Below are 20,211 nucleotides of genomic sequence, written 5' to 3' on the forward strand. Positions count from 1 at the left end.
TCAGATATGACGGTCTTTTTTGTTTAGTTAAAGTTTTAAACGTTCAGTTTTACAATTTTACAAAACTAATTAGTTTCTATATCTTTGTAGAATGAATGAAAATTTAGATCCTACAACAAAAGGATATAATTCGGAAGAATTAGATCTTGAGAAAAGACTGCGTCCACTGTCATTTGATGATTTTGCTGGACAAGATCAAGTTTTGGAAAATTTGAAAGTATTCGTTGCTGCCGCTAATCAAAGAGGTGAAGCACTTGATCATGCTTTATTTCATGGTCCTCCCGGTTTAGGAAAAACGACTTTGGCAAATATTCTTGCGAATGAATTAGAAGTTGGAATAAAAATTACTTCTGGTCCTGTTTTAGATAAACCAGGAGATTTAGCTGGTCTACTAACCAATCTAGATGAAAGAGATGTTTTGTTCATTGATGAGATTCATCGTTTAAGTCCTGTTGTAGAAGAGTATTTGTATTCTGCAATGGAAGATTTCAAGATTGATATTATGATTGAATCGGGGCCAAATGCGAGAACTGTTCAAATTAATTTGAATCCATTTACATTGATTGGTGCAACAACTAGATCTGGATTATTAACAGCACCTATGCGTGCGCGTTTCGGAATATCTTCTCGTTTGCAATATTACACTACAGAACTTTTAACTACGATTGTAGAAAGAAGTGCTTCTATATTGAAAACACCTATAGATTTAGAAGCTGCAATTGAAATTGCAGGAAGAAGTCGTGGAACTCCTCGTATTGCAAATGCATTGCTAAGAAGGGTTCGTGATTTTGCACAAATTAAAGGAAATGGTAGAATTGATTTAGAGATTGCTAGATATGCTTTAAAGGCGCTTAATGTAGATGCTCATGGCCTAGATGAGATGGATAATAAAATTTTATTAACCATTATCAATAAGTTTAAAGGAGGTCCGGTTGGACTTTCAACTTTGGCTACAGCAGTAAGTGAAAGTAGCGAAACTATTGAAGAAGTCTATGAACCATTTTTGATTCAAGAGGGTTTCATTATGAGAACACCTCGCGGGCGAGAAGTCACAGATAAAGCCTATAGGCATCTGGGAAAAATAAACACTAATATTCAGGGTGGATTATTTTAATTTGTAATAGAATGTCTGCTACCAAAAAATACAATTATCCTCCAAAACTTTCTATTTTTAGATTTTTTGTTGATGCGGAGGGTATTCGTAAAAATCCGATACCTTATCATAAAAGATATTTTGAAAGTTTTGGTGATTCTTTTTCTATAAGAATTGGAAAGTCACAACATATTATTTTGTCGAGAGATAATGAAGTGGCGCAATATATATTGCAGAAGAATCAGAAAAATTATTATAAGTCTAAATTTCAATCTGTTTATCTTTCTAAATATTTAGGAAAAGGGCTTTTGACTGTTGATGGTGAATTTTGGTTAAAACAGAGAAGACTTATTCAGCCTGCTTTTCATAAACAAAAAATGAATCAGTTGGTCGAAAATATGAAAGCGACTATTATCGGTGAGTTAGATGAACTTATTGTAGATAAAGAAATAGATCTTTTTCCTGTAATGAGTGAATTGGCGTTTAATGTTGTGGCTAAATCTTTGTTTCAATTTTCTATTGCCCAAGAAAAACTAAATCGGATTAAATATATAATTGAAGCTGTCCAACAATTTTTGATCAAAGAAATTAGACTTCCTCACAAAGGATGGTGGTTTTCAATTAGTGGTCAAGTGAAAAAACATCTTGAACTCGCTAAAGAAAATGATGAAATTATTAAAGAAATTATTTTAGAGCGTGTTGCTTCAAAAGATGAAATAAATGATTTGCTTAATATGCTACTCGAAACTCGTTATGATGATACTGGTGAGGGAATGTCGGTTGAGCAATTGATCGATGAAATAAAAATTCTTTTTATCGCAGGTCATGAAACTACTGCAAATTCTTTGACCTTTACATTGCATTTATTAGGAAATCATCATGATGTGCAACAAAAGGTTTTTGATGAGATTAAAACAATAGAATCAGAAACTGATGATGTTGTGGAACAGCTTCAAAAAATGATTTATACGAATGCTGTTTTAAATGAATCTATGAGATTATATTCGCCTGCATGGATTACAGATAGACAGAATGTTAAAGATGATAATTTGGGAGAGTTTAACATAAAAAAGGGAACATTAATTGGTGTTTCTTTTTACGAATTGCATCGAAATCCAAAATATTGGGAATCTCCAGATAGTTTTAACCCAGAGAGGTTTTTAGGAGAACAGAAAAAACACTCTATGCAATACTTTTATCCATTTGGAGCTGGACCTAGAATGTGTATTGGAGCAGGTTTTGCTATTTATGAAATGTCACTTGCAATTGCATATATTATTAAAAAATATAAAATTAAATCTGTCAATTCCGAAGTTGATTTTAATCCATTAATTACATTGAAACCTGTCGGTGTTAAAGTGGTATTTTCCGAAAGATGATGATTAATTCTAAAGAAAAATATTCGAAATTTATTAAAGAAGAAGCTAAAAGACTTGGTTTTCTATCTTGCGGAATATCGAAAGCAGGTTTTTTGGAACAGGAAGCGCCAAGACTTGAAAATTGGCTTAAGAATAATCGTAATGGACAAATGGCTTATATGGAAAACCATTTTGATAAACGATTAGATCCGACTTTATTAGTGGATGACGGAAAAAGCGTAGTTTCTCTTTTGTTGAACTATTTTCCTCAAGTTTCTCAAAATGAAGAAAGTTTTAAAATATCAAAGTATGCCTATGGGCAGGATTATCATTTTGTTATTAAAGATAAATTAAAAGAATTTTTACATTCTATTCAGGAAAATATAGGAGAGGTTTCGGGCCGCGCTTTTGTTGATTCTGCACCGGTTTTGGATAAAGCTTGGGCAGCGAAAAGCGGTTTGGGATGGATAGGAAAAAACAGTAATTTAATTACTCAAAAAGTCGGCTCTTTTTACTTCATAGCCGAGCTAATTATAGATTTAGAATTAGAATATGATTATGCTGTTACTGATCATTGCGGTTCTTGTACAGCTTGTATTGATGCTTGTCCAACAGAGGCAATTGTGGCGCCCTATATTGTCGATGGCAGTAAATGCATTTCTTATTACACTATTGAATTAAAAGAAAATCTTCCTTATGAAATGAAAGGAAAATTTGATGAATGGATGTTTGGTTGTGATACTTGTCAAGATGTTTGTCCATGGAATAGATTTTCTAAACCTCATTCAGAACCTCTTTTTAATCCAAATCCCGAGTTGTTTTCTTTTGGCAAAAAAGATTGGATAGAAATTACAGAGGAAACATTTAAACTTGTTTTTAAAAATTCTCCAATTAAAAGAACAAAATTTGACGGATTAAAGCGGAATATCAAATTTTTACAATAATTTACTTATATCGTAACTTGTTGTTTGTTAGTTATTTGTGTTTTAAATTATAAGTTTAAACTTATTTTTTAGTCTTCTGTTTTATTGAGTATTTGTCAATAAATACTGTCAAAATTACTTTTATTCATAATTCTTTAAGAATTTATGACCTCTTCATTATCAAATAATTATATTTTTTTGTTATAAATAACACTGAACAGTTGTTAAATACTGCTTTTTGACGAGTTTATATGCATTTTATCGACTAATGTATCTGATAGTTGATGATTTATCTACTTTCGTTTCTCCAAAACTACATTTTATAAACTTAAAACACGATTTTGTGTATTGAACCTATCATGACTATGGTCCAAGCGCTACTATGTTCATTTAGAAATCATTCCAAGATTTCTAATGATTTTTCGAAAACCAATTATTTGAATTTTTCGTATTTCACCAATACGCTAAAGATGATCATCCATTTTTTAGTGTATTGTTTTTCTGTTCCACAAACTCAAGTTGTCTATGCGTAACTTTACTTTTAAAAAGTTTAATTTATTTAAACTGTTTTTACTTATTTCATTATTTTTTATCACGGCTCAAACTAGGGCACAATTTCCTTATTCACAATCATTTAAAAATTCTACAGCTCCAGGTGTTTTGTTTGGAGGTGAGCCAATAGCTTTTTTAACTGGCGGAGCTGGCCTTAGAGACGGTTATAATGATGCAAATGGCTCTGGATATTTGCGATTAACAAATAGACAAGGTAGCCAGAAAGGAATTGTTTATTCGGATATGTATTCATTTCCGTCTGCTTATGGAATGACTATTACATTTGAATACTATACACATAGTGGAAACGGTGCCGATGGTATTGCTTTTATTTTGTTTGATGCTACGGCTTCTCCAGTTGCGGCAGGTGCTTTTGGAGGTTCCTTAGGTTATGCACAACGAAATTCTGAGACGGGTTTCTCTAAGGGGTATCTAGGTATTGGAATTGACGAGTATGGAAATTTTTCTGCAAATAATGAAGGAAAGAATGGTGGGGCGCCAGGTGGTGTTTTACCTAGTAATGTTACTTTGAGAGGTGCAGGAACAGGTACAACGGGATATCCGCATTTAATTTCGGTTAGAACAACAGATTTAGCAAGTTCTTTCAATGTTGCAGGTGGGGATAGAGATGCTACGGACAATTCTAAATCTGGTTTTAGAAAAATGGAAGTTATTTTAAAACCGAGATCTGGCGGTGGTTTTTTTATTGATGTTTACTTAACTCATGGTACAGTAAGAGAGTTAATCATTAACAATTATGAATATAAAGTAGGAGCACCTTCTAATCTAAAATTTGCAATTTCTTCTTCTACAGGAGGATCTAATAATTTCCATGAGATTAGAAATTTAAATATTACAGTTGATAAATCAACGCTTTTAACTCCTGTTGCTAATGCAGATACCTTTACAGGTTGTATCGGATTAGCAGCTACTTCTGGAGATATTACTGCAAATGATAACGGATCAGTAAATACTTTAGGTACAATTAATAAATCTACAGTTGACTTAGATCCTGCGCTGACAGGAATTCAAACTTCCAAGACAGTTGCTGATAAAGGGACTTTTACCTATAATTCATCAACTGGAGCTGTAACTTTTACTCCGCTAAACAATAATGTTGTTGGTCCTGTTCAAATCAATTATACTTTTAATGATACTTATGACAAGACTTCTAATTCTTCAACAATAACATATAACACATATACAGCTATTGCTAATAATGCGATTACGGCTCCTGCAACTAGTACTTTTTGTACAGCACCGCATGATCCAGGTGTTATAACAGGTTCTACAGCTACTGGTGGAGGTTCTGGATTAACTTACCAATGGGAAAGCAGTATAAATAATATAGATTTTAATCCTATTTCAGGAGCTACAAGTATAAGTTATGATCCGCCTAGTACAAGTACAACTGCTTATTACAGAAGAGTTGTTTCTTCTACAACTTGTAAAGACGTAAGTAATACAGTTTCTATTGTTTTTGGACAAGCGAGTACTCCAACTGCAACAGCAGCTACAGCGGTAACATGTAATAGTTTTACAGCAAATTGGAATGCTGTTGCTAACGCAACTTCTTATGGATTAGAGGTTTCTAGCAATTCAAATTTTAATACTCACGAAGGAAATTTAGATGGAAGAAATCTTAATTCATCTTCAACTTCTTTTAATGTTACAGGTTTAACTTCTGGACAAACTTATTATTTTAAGGTTTGGTCTTACAATTCTTGTGGAGTTGGACCAACAGCCTCTAATGTAATTACTGTAACTGTAGGAAACGGCTCAGTAGCTGGAACAGTATCTTCTGCGCAAACAATTTGTTCAGGGACTGCTCCACAAGATTTAACATTAACAGGTTATACAGGAACTATTCAATGGCAGTCATCTACAAATAATAGTACATTTAATGATATTAATGGAGCTACAAATGCTGTTTTAACAAGTGCCCAAATGGGAACACTTACTGCAAATACATATTATAGAGCAGTTGTAAAAAGTGGCTCATGTACGGCAGCAAATTCAGCATCAGTTTTAATTACAATAAGTCCAGTTCCAAGTTTGGGAACGATATCGCAATTTGCAACAACTTGTGAAGGTGCTCCTGCTAGAATAAACTTAAAAGGATTATTGCCAAATACAACATCTACTATTGCATATTCTATTGATGGAGTTGCACAAACACCTGTAACTGGTGTTGCAGCAGACGGATCTGGGGATGGATTTTTTGAAACTGTAAATTTAACGGCAGCAAATAATGGAAAGACATTAAGAGTAACAACTGTTACTAGAACAAATGCAACTCCAAGCTGTACTAGTACTGTTAATAAGGATGTTACATTAAGTGTAAATGCTTCTTCAGTTGGAGGAACAATTGCTTCAGTAGCAGCGATTTGTTCTGGAACTTCGCCTGCTAATTTGGTATTAAGTGGTAATAACGGTTCAGTTTTAAGATGGCAAAAATCAACAGATTCAGGTTTTTCAACTCGAACGGATATTAATATAACTTCAACAACATTAACAAGCGCTAATATCGGAAACTTAACAGCAAGCACTTATTTTAGAGCAGTTGTTCAGAATGGAGATTGTGCTGCTGTTTTTTCAGATGCTGTTTTGGTAACTGTTAACGCTTTGCCAGCAGTTCTTTCTTTAACAGGAAGTACTATCTGCGTTTTACCAGGAGGAAATGGTACTATCGCTTCTTCAACTTCAGCAAGCGGAATAAGTTATCAATTATATAATTCAAGCAATACAGCTGTTCAATCTGCAAAATCAGGAAATGGATCTGCATTAACTTGGACTAATCTTGTTGCAGGAAATGGTTATTATGTAATTGGAAGAAACACGACAACTTCTTGTACATCTACAAGTGCTACAGTAAATGTTGCTACCAATCCTAATCCAGACGCTCTTGTTTTAACAGGAAGTACAATTTGTGTTTCGCCAGGCGGAAATGGAACGATTACGTCTTCAACTTCAGCAACAGGAATAAATTATCAATTATATAATTCTAGTAATACAGCAGTTCAGTCTGCAAAATCAGGTAACGGATCTGCATTAACTTGGACAAATCTTGCAGCAGCAACTGGCTATTATGTAATTGGAACAAATACTACAACTACTTGTTCTTCTACTAGTAATAGCGTGAACGTTGCTACTACTTCAAACCCAACAGCACTTGCATTAACAGGAAGTGTGATTTGCGTTTCACCTGGAGGAAATGGAACTATTTCTTCAACAACTTCAGTAAATAATGTAAATTATCAGTTATTTGATTCAAATGATACTGCTGTACAATCAGCAAAATCAGGAAACGGATCTGCATTAACATGGACTAATCTTAATGCAGGAAATGGATATTATGTAATTGCAACCAATGCGGCCAATTGCACTGTAAAAAGTAATGTAGTTAATATTACAACTAATGCAAATCCGACAATTTCTATTGGAGGTACATTAACGGCTTGTTTAACAACTACTTTAACTACCACAACTAATGCGAGTTCGCCAACTTATGTTTGGTATAAAGATAATGTTGCAATTTCTGGACAAACTTCATCTTCATTAGTGGTAAATTCTGATGGAGATTATAAAGTAAAAGTTACGAATACTTCAACAGGATGTGAAGCTACTTCTGCTGCTTCAACAGTAAAAGTGAGTGATACTGAAAAACCAGTTAAACCAGTTCTAGCTGATATTACAGCAGAATGTTCAGCAACAGTAACAGCTCCAACAACAACAGATAATTGTAGCGGAACTGTAACAGGAACAACCAGCGATCCATTGACTTATTCTGCTCAAGGTACTTACACTGTCAATTGGAGTTTTAATGATGGAAATGGAAACACAGAAACTGCAACTCAAAAAGTAATAATTAAAGACACTCAAAAACCATCAATTACCTGCCCTGCAACGGTTACAGTTTCTGCTGATGCAAATTCATGTACAGCAACAGGTGTAATTTTAGGAACTCCTGTAACTTCGGACAACTGTAGCGGAACTGTGACAGTGACAAATAATGCACCATCAAGTTTTCCAATCGGAAACACGACAGTAACTTGGACTGCTACTGATGCAGCAGGAAATACGCAAACTTGTACGCAGACTGTAACAGTAAATGATACTCAAAAACCATCAATTACTTGCCCAACAACAGTTGTGGTTTCTACTGATGCAAATTCATGCGTTGCAACAGGCGTAACTTTAGGAACTCCTGTAACCTCAGACAATTGTAGTGGAACTGTAACAGTGACTAATGATGCGCCGTCAAGTTTTCCAATCGGAAACACGACAGTAATTTGGACAGCGACAGACGCAGCAGGAAACACTCAAACTTGTACTCAAGTAGTAAAAGTTGTAGGTCCGATTATAGCTAATAAAGATACAGCTTCGATAAATGGATATAGTGGAGGAACTGCGGTTTCAAATGTTTTATCAAACGATTTGCTTAATTGTAATCCAGTAGTTAGAAATGAAGTTGTTTTAACTTTGGATTCTACTTTACCTTCAGTTTTAACTTTTGATACTGCAAGTGGAGAAGTTAAAGTCAAACCAAATACGCCAGTAGGAAAATATACATTTGATTATAAAATTTGTGAAGTTGCAAATACGTCAAATTGCAATTCTGCAACTGTAGAAATTACAGTAACTGCACCGGCAATTTTAGCTGTAAAAGAAAATTTAGGTCCGATTAACGGAAGCATCGGCGGGACAACAGCATCGCTTATCGCTTCAGATAAACTGAACGGAGTTCAGGCAGTTATCGGAACAAATGCTGGAGAAGTTGCCTTAACGGGAACAGCGCCTTCAGGATTAACGGTCAATTCAGACGGAACGGTAACGGTAAGCAAAGGCACAAAAGCGGGAGACTACGATGTTGAATATACAATCTGCGACAACAACAATGCAGGAAACTGCTCAACTGTTACTTCGACTGTAACTGTAACAGCGGCTGTTTTGGTTGCGAACTTGGACAATGCAGGTTCGGTAGTGGGAGGAAATTCATCCCAAACCCTTATCAATGTTTTTGACAATGACACTAAAAACGGAGCAAAGTTAGATCCGTCAGAAGTTAAGCTTACGCCGGGCACAGATCCGAAAGGATATTTAACGATTGATGCCGACGGAAAAGCGGTTTTGGCAGCCAATGCACCGGCAGGAAATTATGAGATCACTTATGAAATCTGCGAGCTTCTGAATCCAGGAAACTGGCACAAATAAAGTTCAGGTTACAGTTACGGCACCGGTAATTTTAGCTGTAAAAGAAAATTTAGGTCCGATCAACGGAAGCATCGGCGGAACAACGGCATCGCTTATCGGTTCAGATAAACTGAACGGAGTTCAGGCGGTTATCGGCACAAATGCTGGAGAAGTTGCCTTAACTGGAACAGCGCCTTCAGGACTGACAGTCAATTCAGACGGAACGGTAACGGTAAGCAAAGGCACAAAAGCGGGAGACTACGATGTTGAATATACAATCTGCGACAACAACAATGCAGGAAACTGCTCAACGGCTACTTCAACTGTAACCGTAACGGCAGCTGTTTTGGTTGCGAACTTGGACAATGCAGGTTCGGTAGTGGGAGGAAATTCATCCCAAACCCTTATCAATGTTTTTGACAATGACACTAAAAACGGAGCAAAGTTAGATCCGTCAGAAGTTAAGCTTACGCCGGGCACAGATCCGAAAGGATATTTAACGATTGATGCCGACGGAAAAGCGGTTTTGGCAGCCAATGCACCGGCAGGAAATTATGAGATCACTTATGAAATCTGCGAGCTTCTGAATCCAGGAAACTGCAGCACAAATAAAGTTCAGGTTACAGTTACGGCACCGGTAATTTTAGCTGTAAAAGAAAATTTAGGTCCGATCAACGGAAGCATCGGCGGAACAACGGCATCGCTTATCGGTTCAGATAAACTGAACGGAGTTCAGGCGGTTATCGGCACAAATGCTGGAGAAGTTGCCTTAACTGGAACAGCGCCTTCAGGACTGACAGTCAATTCAGACGGAACGGTAACGGTAAGCAAAGGCACAAAAGCGGGAGACTACGATGTTGAATATACAATCTGCGACAACAACAATGCAGGAAACTGCTCAACGGCTACTTCAACTGTAACCGTAACGGCAGCTGTTTTGGTTGCGAACTTGGACAATGCAGGTTCGGTAGTGGGAGGAAATTCATCCCAAACCCTTATCAATGTTTTTGACAATGACACTAAAAACGGAGCAAAGTTAGATCCGTCAGAAGTTAAGCTTACGCCGGGCACAGATCCGAAAGGATATTTAACGATTGATGCAGACGGAAAAGCGGTTTTGGCAGCCAATGCACCGGCAGGAAATTATGAGATCACTTATGAAATCTGCGAGCTTCTGAATCCAGGAAACTGCAGCGCAAATAAAGTTCAGGTTACAGTTACGGCACCGGTAATTTTAGCGGTAAAAGAAAATTTAGGTCCGATCAACGGAAGCATCGGCGGAACAACAGCATCGCTTATCGGTTCAGATAAACTGAACGGAGTTCAGGCGGTTATCGGAACAAATGCTGGAGAAGTTGCCTTAACTGGAACAGCTCCTTCAGGACTTACGGTCAATTCAGACGGAACGGTGACTGTAAGCAAAGGCACAAAAGCGGGAGACTACGATGTTGAATATACAATCTGCGACAACAACAATGCAGGAAACTGCTCAACGGCTACTTCAACTGTAACCGTAACGGCAGCTGTTTTGGTTGCGAATTTGGACAATGCAGGTTCGGTAGTGGGAGGAAATTCATCCCAAACCCTTATCAATGTTTTTGACAATGACACTAAAAACGGAGCAAAGTTAGATCCGTCAGAAGTTAAGCTTACGCCGGGCACAGATCCGAAAGGATTTTTAACGATTGATGCAGACGGAAAGGCGGTTTTGGCAGCCAATTCACCGGCAGGAAATTATGAAATCACTTATGAAATCTGCGAGCTTCTGAATCCAGGAAACTGCAGCACAAATAAAGTTCAGGTTACAGTAACTGCACCGGCAATTGATGCAGTTGTAGATTCAATAAATTCAATTAACGGAAATATTGGCGGAACAACAATCTCATTAATTGCAAATGATAAATTAAATGGAAATCCGGTAATTGCAGGAACAGCTCCGGGAGAAGTTACATTTAATATTATAGGAACACTTCCAACAGGATTAACATTAAATCCAGATTATACTATTACTGTTGCACCAAACACACCAGCAGGAAATTATAATGTAGAATACCGTATTTGCGATAATATTAATTCAGGAAATTGCGATTCAGTGATTACAGTAATCACAGTAACAGGTTCAAATTTAGTAGCAAATCAGGATATTGTTCCTTCAGCAGTTGGTTCAAATGTTCCTCAAACATTAATTAATGTTTTTGCAAATGATACTAAAAATGGAAATGCTTTAGTTCCTTCAGATGTAAATCTTACTGTAACAACAGCTGATCCAAAAGGATATTTAACAGTTGATGCAGACGGAAATGTAATTCTAGCTCCAAATGCACCGGCAGGAGATTATGAATTGACTTACACAATTTGCGAAAAATTAAATCCATCAAATTGTAATTCAAATATTGTAAAAGTAACTGTTGATATGCCAGTTATTGATGCAGTTGTAGATTCAGTAAATCCAATTAACGGAAATATTGGAGGAACAACAATATCATTAATTGCAAATGATAAATTAAATGGAAATCCAGTTGTTGTTGGAACTGCTCCAGGAGGAGTAACTTTTGGATTAATTAGTACGCTTCCAACAGGATTAACATTAAATCCAGATTATACTATTGCTGTTGCGCCAAACACACCAGCAGGAAATTATAATGTTGAATATCGTATCTGCGAAAATACAAATCCATCAAATTGCGATTCAGTGATTACAGTAATCACAGTAACAGGTTCAAATTTAGTAGCAAATCAGGATATTGTTCCTTCAGCAGTTGGTTCAAATGTTCCTCAAACATTAATTAATGTTTTTGCAAATGATACTAAAAATGGAAATGCTTTAGTGCCTTCAGATGTAAATCTTACTGTAACAACAGCTGATCCAAAAGGATATTTAACAGTTGATGCAGACGGAAACGCAATATTAGCTCCAAATGCACCGGCAGGAGATTATGAATTGACTTACACAATTTGCGAAAAATTAAATCCATTAAATTGTAATTCAAATATTGTAAAAGTTACGGTTGCAGCATCGACAATGATAAAAGCGAATGATGATGAAGCTGGACCAATAAATGTGAAAAAAGGAACAGATACTTCACTTAATATCTTTAATAATGATATTTTAAACGGAGTAAAACCAACGCCATCAAGTGTTGTTTTATCAACTGTTGTAGCAAATCCGAATTTAATTCTAAATGCTGATGGTTCAGTAAGTGTTGTTGCAAATACGCCAAGCGGAATTTATGAATTGACATATCAAATTTGTGAAGCAGCAAATACATCAAATTGCAGTCAAGCTGTAGTTAAAGTTACAGTATTAAATAGCGCTGATCCTGCTCCTCCAACAACAAACGGAATTACATTAGTAGATGACATTAATGTTATTGCTGACGGAATCAATGGTGATATTGAGTTTGTAAATGTTTTAAATAATGATTTAATCAACGGACAGCCAATCAATCCGGCAGATGTTACGATCAAACCATTAGGAAACAATTCTTATTTTGAATGGAATGCAGACGGAACTGTAAATGTTAAGCCAAATACACCTGGAGGAAATTATGCAATTACTTATCAGGTTTGCGAAAAAACAAATGCATCAAATTGTTCAACAGCAGTTTTAAATGTTTTTGTTGAAGTTCCAGCAATAGCTATTATCAAAAAAGCAGAATTTAATGATGAAAACAATAGTGGTTTTGCTAACGCAGGAGAAACAATAACGTATACGTTTACCATAACAAATACAGGAAATGTTCCGCTAAATAATGTAATAGTAAAAGATCCATTAACAGGAGTAGTGGTTTCTGGTCAAGCAATTTCTTTAGCAGTTGGAGAATCTAACAGTTCTAATTTCTCAGCAAAATATACGATAACGCAAGAAGATATTAATCTTACTAAAGTAACAAACCAAGCTACTGCGCAAGGAAGCAGTTCAAAAGGAGTTGTGGTTGAAGATTTGTCTGACCATTCAAGTAATACTGGAGATAATCCAACTGTAACAGAATTAGACGGTTGTGCAATCAAAGTATTCAAAGCTTTCTCTCCAAATGGAGACAACAAGAATACAAGATTCTACATTAGAGGTATCGAATGCTATCCGAATAATACAGTCGAAATTTATAACCGTTGGGGAGTATTGGTTTACAGTGTAGACGGATATAATAACAATGACAGAGCTTTTGTTGGATATTCTAACGGACGTTCTACAATCAAACAAACAGAAGGTCTTCCGGTGGGAACTTATTTTTACATCTTGAAATATCAAGATAATGCTAATGCACCACATCAGGAATCAGGATATTTATACATCAACAAATAATATAAGATTACGGCTTAGTAAAGCTAAGCCGTTTTTAAAGCTTTAAAAATGAAAAAATTAATCATATTTTTTATGTTTTTTTCGATTGTGTCAAATGCGCAGCAAGATGCACAGTTTACGCAATATATGTACAACACAATCGAAGTCAATCCAGCTTACGCAGGTTCGAGAGGAGTTATGAGCGTTTTTGGTTTGTACCGTACACAATGGGTTGGGTTAGAAGGTGCGCCTCAAACAAGTACTTTTTCTGTAAATACACCTTTAAATAATAGCGATTTAGGACTTGGAGTTTCTTTGGTTAATGATAAAATCGGACCAACAACAGAAAACACTTTATCTGCCGATTTATCGTATACAATTCCAACTTCAGAATCATGGAATTTGTCTTTTGGTATAAAAGGAACAGCAAACCTATTCAATTTAGATGTAAATAAATTGAGTATGGAAGATCAAGACGATCAGCAATTTCAGAATCTAAAAAATAAGTTTTCTCCAAATGTTGGTGCAGGGCTTTATTTTCATTCAGATCGCGCTTATATCGGATTATCTGTTCCAAATTTTATCGAAACAAACCGTTATGATTCAGATGACACAGCTATCTTCAAAGAAAAAATCAATTATTATTTAATAGCAGGTTACGTATTTAATCTAGATCGATTAGAATACATTAAATTCAAACCAGCTTTAATGACCAAAATGGTCGAAGGAGCTCCTTTGCAAGTTGATGTTTCGGGTAATTTTATGTTCAATGATAAATTTGTTTTAGGTCTTGCTTATCGTTGGAGCGCTTCTGTAAGTGCAATGGCAGGATTTCAAGTTACAAAAGGAATGTATTTAGGTTACGGTTACGATCATGAAACAACTCAATTAAAAAAGTACAATTCTGGATCTCATGAAATCTTTCTAAGATTCGATTTCTTTAATAATTATAATAAAATGATATCTCCAAGGTTCTTTTAATGAAAACTATGAAACTCAAGAAAATAATTTTAATCGTTTTACTGTGTAACTTTTTTTCAAATGTGAATGCTCAAAATCCATTCACAAATATGAACGTAAAATATGCAGACAAAAAATATGAAGAATACGCTTACGCGGATGCTATAAAAGCGTATGAAAGTGTTATCGAAAAAGAAAGTGCAAACGAAGGAGTTGTAAAACGTCTGGCAAATTCGTATTATTTTAATGGAGAATTGACAAGTGCCTTAAAATGGTACGATCAATTATTTCAAATTAATGCAGACCAAGAAGCAGAATATTTTTATCGTTATGCACAATGTTTAAAATCTTCTGGCAATTATCGTAAATCTGACGAAGTTTTAGAGAAATTCAATCAAAAAGCAACTTTAGAAAAAAGATCTGATTTAATCAGAAATGATAAAAATTATCTTGAAGTAATAAAAGAGAACTCTGGAAGATTTCAAATAGCAGATGCAGGAGTTAATTCTCGTTTTTCAGATTATGGAAGTACGGTTTATAACAACAAAATAATTTTTACTTCTGCGCGTGATACAGGCGGAGTTGTAAAAGCTAATTTTCAATGGACAAACAGATCTTTCTCAAGATTATACAGCGCTGTCTTATTGCCTGATGGAAGTGTTGGAACGCCAGAACTTTTTATAAAAAGAAAAAAAGATAAGTTCAATGAATCTACTCCAATTTTTACAAAAGACGGAAGAACAATGTATTTCACGCGAAATAATTTCACTGATGGAAAAAGAGGACAGAATGATAAAAATGTTACGCTTTTAAAATTATACAAAGCAGATTTAATTGATAACGAATGGAAAAACATCAGAGAACTTCCTTTTAATAGTGATCAATACAGTACCGCACATCCTGCTTTAAGCGTTGATGAGAAATTTTTGTATTTCGCATCAGATATGCCTGGAACATTTGGTCAGTCTGATATTTATAAAGTTGCAATTAATGAAGATGGCACTTTTGGTAAACCAGAAAACTTAGGTCCAGAAATTAATACAGAAGGCAGAGAAACCTTTCCTTTTATTTCTGGCGAAAATGAACTTTATTTTGCTTCAGACGGACGTCCAGGTTTAGGAGGTTTGGATATTTTTGCTTCTAGAATAAAAGCAAACGGAAGTTATGATGAAGTTTTAAATGTTGGTGAACCTGTAAATAGTAAACAAGATGATTTTGCTTTCAGTATAGACAGCAGAAGCAGAAGTGGTTATTTTTCTTCAAACAGACAAAATACTTTAGGTTTAGACGATATTTATAGATTTACAGAAACTAGAAGATTAATTTGTGAGCAAAATTTATCAGGAACTGTTACAGATGCTGAAACAAATGCTGTTTTAGCAAATACATCTTTGACTTTGTTTAATGAAAAATTTGATCCAGTTGGAACAATTGTTACAGACGAAAAAGGAAATTATGTTTTTCCAACCGTAAAATGTGGCAAAAAATATACTATCAGAACTTCTAAAACAGATTATAATGCCAAAGAAGCTTCAGTAAACATTTTAAGAGATCAAGAAACAACTTTAATGATAGCATTAAATAAAGTATTTGTTCCTTTAACCGCAAAAACAATAGCAATCAAAAAAGTGGCTATTAGTCCCGTAAAATTAGGTTCGATGAAAGTTGGAGTTGACATTGCTAAACTTTTAAATCTTCCTATGAACTTTTTTGATTTAGGAAAAGCTACTATCAAAAAGACATCAGAACCGCAATTGATGAAAGTAGTAAATCTTTTAAAAGAATATCCAGACATGAAACTTGATATTCGTTCGCATACAGACAGCCGTTCTTCTTCAGAAAGCAATCAAATTCTTTCGGACATGAGAGCGTTGTCAACAAAAAAATGGCTAGTGCAAAAAGGAATTAGCGAAGACCGATTATCAGCAAAAGGTTACGGAGAAACACAATTAGTAAATAAATGTGCAGACGGCGTAAAATGTACCGAAAAACAACATATGCAAAATAGAAGAAGCGAGTTTATAATTGTAGCAATGTAAAATGACTTTTTTTAAAATTATAAAAACCCTTTTCTAAATTTTAGAAAAGGGTTTTTTTTTGAGGTTATATTTTTGTTTCTCAAAAAGTTAAAAAACCAAATTTTCATCAAAAAACAATTCTAAATGATTTGATTCTTTGCAGTATAATTTTGAATTTTTATTTTTTGTTTTATTATGTTTAAAATGAGTGAGTTGTGTTTTTAAAAAATCGATTTCGTTGCAAATTGTGTTTGTTTTTGTTTTAACTTTATAAATCTAAAAATTTTTCATTATGACTGTAGATCAAATACTTAAAGCAAAAGGAAGAAATGTTTATTCGATTTTCTCTAATTTAACAGTTTATGATGCCTTAAAGGTAATGGGAGAAAAGAATATCGGAGCAATTTTAATTATTGATGATAATGTTTTAAAGGGAATATTGTCGGAAAGAGATTATGCTCGTAAAATCGTTCTAAAAGATAAATCTTCTAAAGAAACTTTGGTAAATGAGATTATGGAAAGCAATGTTTTTACAGTAAAACTTTCAGATAATCTTGAAGATTGTATGCAATTGATGAGTGAAAAAAGAATACGACATCTGCCTGTTGTAGAAGATGAAACAGTTGTTGGAATAATTTCAATCAGCGATGTAGTGAAGGCGATTATAGAAACTCAAAAAGATACTATTCAGCATTTGAATTCTTATATTTCTCAATAAAAAGGATATAAAAGCAATAAAAATTTAAAAGGAGTCCAATTTTTATTGGACTTTTTTTATTTCTGAGAATGGATTTTCAGAAAAGAAAATACTAAAAATACGCCTTTTTAAAACAAGACTTATATCTTTGTAAGCTAGAATAAAAGCTAAAATAATGAACAAAGAGAGTAAAAAAAGAGAAGCGTTACTGTACCACGCAGAACCAACTCCAGGAAAAATTCAGGTAGTTCCAACAAAAAAATATGCAACCCAAAGAGACTTATCATTGGCTTATTCGCCAGGAGTTGCAGAACCATGTTTAGCAATTGCAGAAAACATTGATGACGTTTATAAATATACAGCAAAAGGAAATTTAGTAGCAGTAATTTCAAACGGTACAGCGGTTTTAGGACTTGGGAATATAGGACCTGAAGCAGGAAAGCCAGTGATGGAAGGAAAAGGTTTATTGTTTAAAATTTTCTCTGATATTGATGTTTTTGATATCGAAATCGGTACCGAAAATGTTGAAGAATTTATTCAGACTGTAAAAAATATTGCTCCAACTTTTGGAGGTATTAATTTAGAAGATATTAAAGCTCCAGAATCTTTCGAAATAGAAAGAAGATTGATCGAAGAATTGGATATTCCAGTAATGCACGACGATCAGCACGGAACTGCAATTATTTCTTCGGCAGCTTTAATTAATGCTCTTGAATTGGCAGGAAAAAAAGCAGAAGATGTAAAAGTAGTAGTTTCTGGCGCAGGTTCTGCAGCAATTGCTTGTACAGATTTATATGTATTATTAGGCGTAAAAGTAGAAAACGTTTTAATGTACAACAGTAAAGGACTTTTAACAAAAGACAATCCTTCACTTTCAGATTTACAATTAAAATATGCTATTGACGGACCTAAAATTGCTTTGACAGATGCTGTAAAAGATGCTGATGTTTTCATCGGATTATCTTCTGGCGATATTCTTTCTCCAGAAATGTTACTTTCAATGGCAAAAAGCCCGATTGTTTTTGCAATGGCAAATCCGAATCCGGAAATCGATTATAATTTAGCTGTAGAAACTCGTAAAGACGTTATTATGGCGACAGGACGTTCGGATTTTCCTAATCAGGTAAATAACGTTTTAGGTTTTCCATATATTTTTAGAGGAGCATTAGACGTAAGAGCGACTAAAATTAACGAAGAAATGAAAATGGCAGCTGTAAAAGCTTTAGCCATTTTAGCAAAAGAACCAGTTCCAGAGCAAGTTAATGTTGCTTACGGAGCTACAAAATTAGGTTTCGGACAAGAATATATTATTCCAAAACCATTCGATCCTAGATTAATTACAGTCGTAGCGCCTGCAGTTGCAAAAGCGGCAATGGAATCTGGAGTTGCAAAAAATCCAATTACAGACTGGGCAGCTTATGAAGATGTGCTTCGTGAGCGTATGGGGAATGATAATAAAATGGTTCGTTTAATTACAAACCGCGCTAAACTTGATCCAAAACGAATTGTTTTTGCAGAAGCAGATCAATTAAATGTGTTAAAAGCTGCTCAAATAGTTTACGAAGACGGAATCGGTTTTCCGATTTTATTAGGAAACAAAGAACAGATTTTAGAACTAAAAGAAGAATTAGGTTTTGATGCTGATCTAGAAATCATTGATCCTAAAACAGATGAAGAATCAGAAAGAAGAAATCGATTTGCAAAATCATTCTGGGAAACAAGAGGACGCAGAGGCGTTTCGAAATTAGACGCTGAGAAATTCATGCGCGAAAGAAATTATTTTGCGGCAATGATGGTTAATGAAGGAGAAGCAGATGCATTGGTGACGGGACATTCAAGAAGTTATCCTTCTGTCGTAAAACCAATGATGCAGCTTATTCCAAAGGCACAAAATGCCTCTCTTATTGCAACGGCAAACATGATGCTAACTTCACGCGGTCCAATGTTTTTATCAGATACTGCAATCAACATTAATCCATCTGCTCAAGATTTGATTAATATTGCAATTATGACTTCTAAAACGGCAAGAATGTTTGGTATTGAGCCAGTTATTGCAATGGTTTCTTTCTCAAACTTTGGTTCTTCAACTAGCGAAAGTGCTTCAAAAGTTAGAGAAGCGGTAGCTTATTTGCATAAAAATCATCCAGAAATGATTGTTGATGGAGAGATTCAGGCGGATTTTGCTTTAAATCAAGAAATGCTTGAAGAGAAATTCCCATTCTCTAAACTGGCAGGTAAAAAAGTAAATACATTGATTTTCCCTAATTTAGAGTCGGCAAATATCACTTACAAATTATTGAAAGAACTGTATAAAGTAAATTCAATAGGACCAATTATGATGGGAATGGGCAAGCCAGTTCACATTTTTCAATTAGGTGCAAGTGTTGAAGAGATGGTAAACATGGCTGCAATCGCAGTTATTGATGCACAGGAAAAAGAAAGTAAAAAGAATAAAATAGTTCAATAGACGTTCTAAAAGGATTGAGCAAATTTGTCGTAGTTTTATGGCATTTTTGTTATATTTGATACTAAGAAATTACATTTATGATAGCACATTTGCAAGGCAAATTAGTAGAAAAAAATCCTACGGAGGTTGTAATTGATTGTGGAGGTGTTGGTTATCAGGTGAATATATCCCTGCATACCTTCTCCTTAATTCCAAATTCTGAAAATATAAAACTGTATACGCATCTTCAAATCAAAGAAGATGCGCATACTTTATACGGTTTTGCCGAAAAATCAGAAAGAGAGATTTTCAGAATGTTGCTTTCTGTTTCAGGAATCGGAGCAGGAATTGCCCGAACGATGCTTTCGTCGATCGAGCCAAAACAAATTATTAATGCCATTGCGTCGGGAGATGTTGGTATAATACAATCTATCAAGGGGATAGGAAACAAAACAGCACAAAGAGTTATACTTGATTTAAAAGATAAAGTGTTAAAGTTGTACGATTTGGACGAAGTTTCGGTAGTTCAAAACAATAGAAATAGAGATGAAGCGTTATCTGCTTTGGAAGTTTTAGGTTTTGTTCGAAAAGCTTCTGAAAAAGTAGTAGAAAAGATTGTAAAAGAAGATCCAGAAGCTACTGTAGAAACAATCATTAAAAAGGCTTTAAAAAGCTTATAAATTCAT

Annotated in this window: 10 protein-coding genes; all 10 read left to right on the forward strand. The window is 34.8% G+C overall.

Annotation, left to right across the window (positions count from 1 at the left end; all coding sequences use genetic code 11):
- The first annotated feature begins 91 nt into the window (after window positions 1-91).
- The 10 genes from ruvB (at window position 92) to ruvA (ending at window position 20,205) form a co-directional block, all read left to right on the forward strand.
- Entirely contained in the window at window positions 92-1,114 is a 1,023-nt protein-coding gene (gene ruvB, locus NYQ10_RS07750) for a Holliday junction branch migration DNA helicase RuvB (RefSeq protein ID WP_289879727.1), read from the forward strand.
- Window positions 1,115-1,125: 11 nt separating this feature from the next.
- Window positions 1,126-2,472 (forward strand): cytochrome P450, encoded by a 1,347-nt coding sequence (locus NYQ10_RS07755; protein ID WP_289879729.1) that lies wholly within the window; start codon window positions 1,126-1,128, stop codon window positions 2,470-2,472.
- Window positions 2,472-3,395, forward strand: coding sequence for a tRNA epoxyqueuosine(34) reductase QueG (queG, locus tag NYQ10_RS07760; protein WP_289881014.1), 924 nt, complete (start codon window positions 2,472-2,474; stop codon window positions 3,393-3,395). The genes NYQ10_RS07755 and queG overlap by 1 nt, the downstream gene beginning before the upstream one ends.
- Window positions 3,396-3,899: 504 nt before the next feature.
- On the forward strand, window positions 3,900-9,140 hold the full coding sequence (locus NYQ10_RS07765) for an HYR domain-containing protein (protein WP_289879731.1): 5,241 nt from the start codon (window positions 3,900-3,902) through the stop codon (window positions 9,138-9,140).
- 325 nt (window positions 9,141-9,465) lie between these two features.
- The gene (locus tag NYQ10_RS07770; RefSeq protein ID WP_289879732.1) at window positions 9,466-13,425 is read left to right on the forward strand and encodes a gliding motility-associated C-terminal domain-containing protein; all 3,960 of its coding nucleotides are present in this window, start codon (window positions 9,466-9,468) and stop codon (window positions 13,423-13,425) included.
- 48 nt (window positions 13,426-13,473) lie between these two features.
- On the forward strand, window positions 13,474-14,385 hold the full coding sequence (locus tag NYQ10_RS07775; RefSeq protein WP_289879734.1) for a PorP/SprF family type IX secretion system membrane protein: 912 nt from the start codon (window positions 13,474-13,476) through the stop codon (window positions 14,383-14,385).
- 8 nt (window positions 14,386-14,393) lie between these two features.
- Entirely contained in the window at window positions 14,394-16,403 is a 2,010-nt protein-coding gene (locus NYQ10_RS07780; RefSeq protein ID WP_289879736.1) for an OmpA family protein, read from the forward strand.
- 271 nt (window positions 16,404-16,674) lie between these two features.
- On the forward strand, window positions 16,675-17,100 hold the full coding sequence (locus NYQ10_RS07785) for a CBS domain-containing protein (protein WP_276175220.1): 426 nt from the start codon (window positions 16,675-16,677) through the stop codon (window positions 17,098-17,100).
- Between the two features lie 154 nt (window positions 17,101-17,254).
- A complete protein-coding gene (locus NYQ10_RS07790; protein WP_289879738.1) occupies window positions 17,255-19,546 on the forward strand; it encodes an NADP-dependent malic enzyme in 2,292 nt (763 codons plus the stop codon).
- A gap of 77 nt (window positions 19,547-19,623) precedes the next feature.
- On the forward strand, window positions 19,624-20,205 hold the full coding sequence (ruvA, locus tag NYQ10_RS07795; protein ID WP_276175217.1) for a Holliday junction branch migration protein RuvA: 582 nt from the start codon (window positions 19,624-19,626) through the stop codon (window positions 20,203-20,205).
- Window positions 20,206-20,211 lie beyond the last annotated feature (6 nt).

Origin of the sequence: Flavobacterium johnsoniae (genome assembly GCF_030388325.1) — a bacterium.
In the GTDB taxonomy this organism is placed as follows: Bacteria; Bacteroidota; Bacteroidia; order Flavobacteriales; family Flavobacteriaceae; genus Flavobacterium; species Flavobacterium johnsoniae_C.

Bases quoted from the DNA above. Each gene is read 5' to 3' on its own strand.
- NYQ10_RS07775 (WP_289879734.1), top strand. From the start codon at position 13,474: ATGAAAAAATTAATCATATTTTTTATGTTTTTTTCGATTGTGTCAAAT.
- NYQ10_RS07755 (WP_289879729.1), top strand. From the start codon at position 1,126: ATGTCTGCTACCAAAAAATACAATTATCCTCCAAAACTTTCTATTTTT.
- NYQ10_RS07790 (WP_289879738.1), top strand. From the start codon at position 17,255: ATGAACAAAGAGAGTAAAAAAAGAGAAGCGTTACTGTACCACGCAGAA.
- queG (WP_289881014.1), top strand. From the start codon at position 2,472: ATGATTAATTCTAAAGAAAAATATTCGAAATTTATTAAAGAAGAAGCT.
- ruvA (WP_276175217.1), top strand. From the start codon at position 19,624: ATGATAGCACATTTGCAAGGCAAATTAGTAGAAAAAAATCCTACGGAG.
- NYQ10_RS07765 (WP_289879731.1), top strand. From the start codon at position 3,900: ATGCGTAACTTTACTTTTAAAAAGTTTAATTTATTTAAACTGTTTTTA.
- NYQ10_RS07780 (WP_289879736.1), top strand. From the start codon at position 14,394: ATGAAACTCAAGAAAATAATTTTAATCGTTTTACTGTGTAACTTTTTT.
- ruvB (WP_289879727.1), top strand. From the start codon at position 92: ATGAATGAAAATTTAGATCCTACAACAAAAGGATATAATTCGGAAGAA.
- NYQ10_RS07785 (WP_276175220.1), top strand. From the start codon at position 16,675: ATGACTGTAGATCAAATACTTAAAGCAAAAGGAAGAAATGTTTATTCG.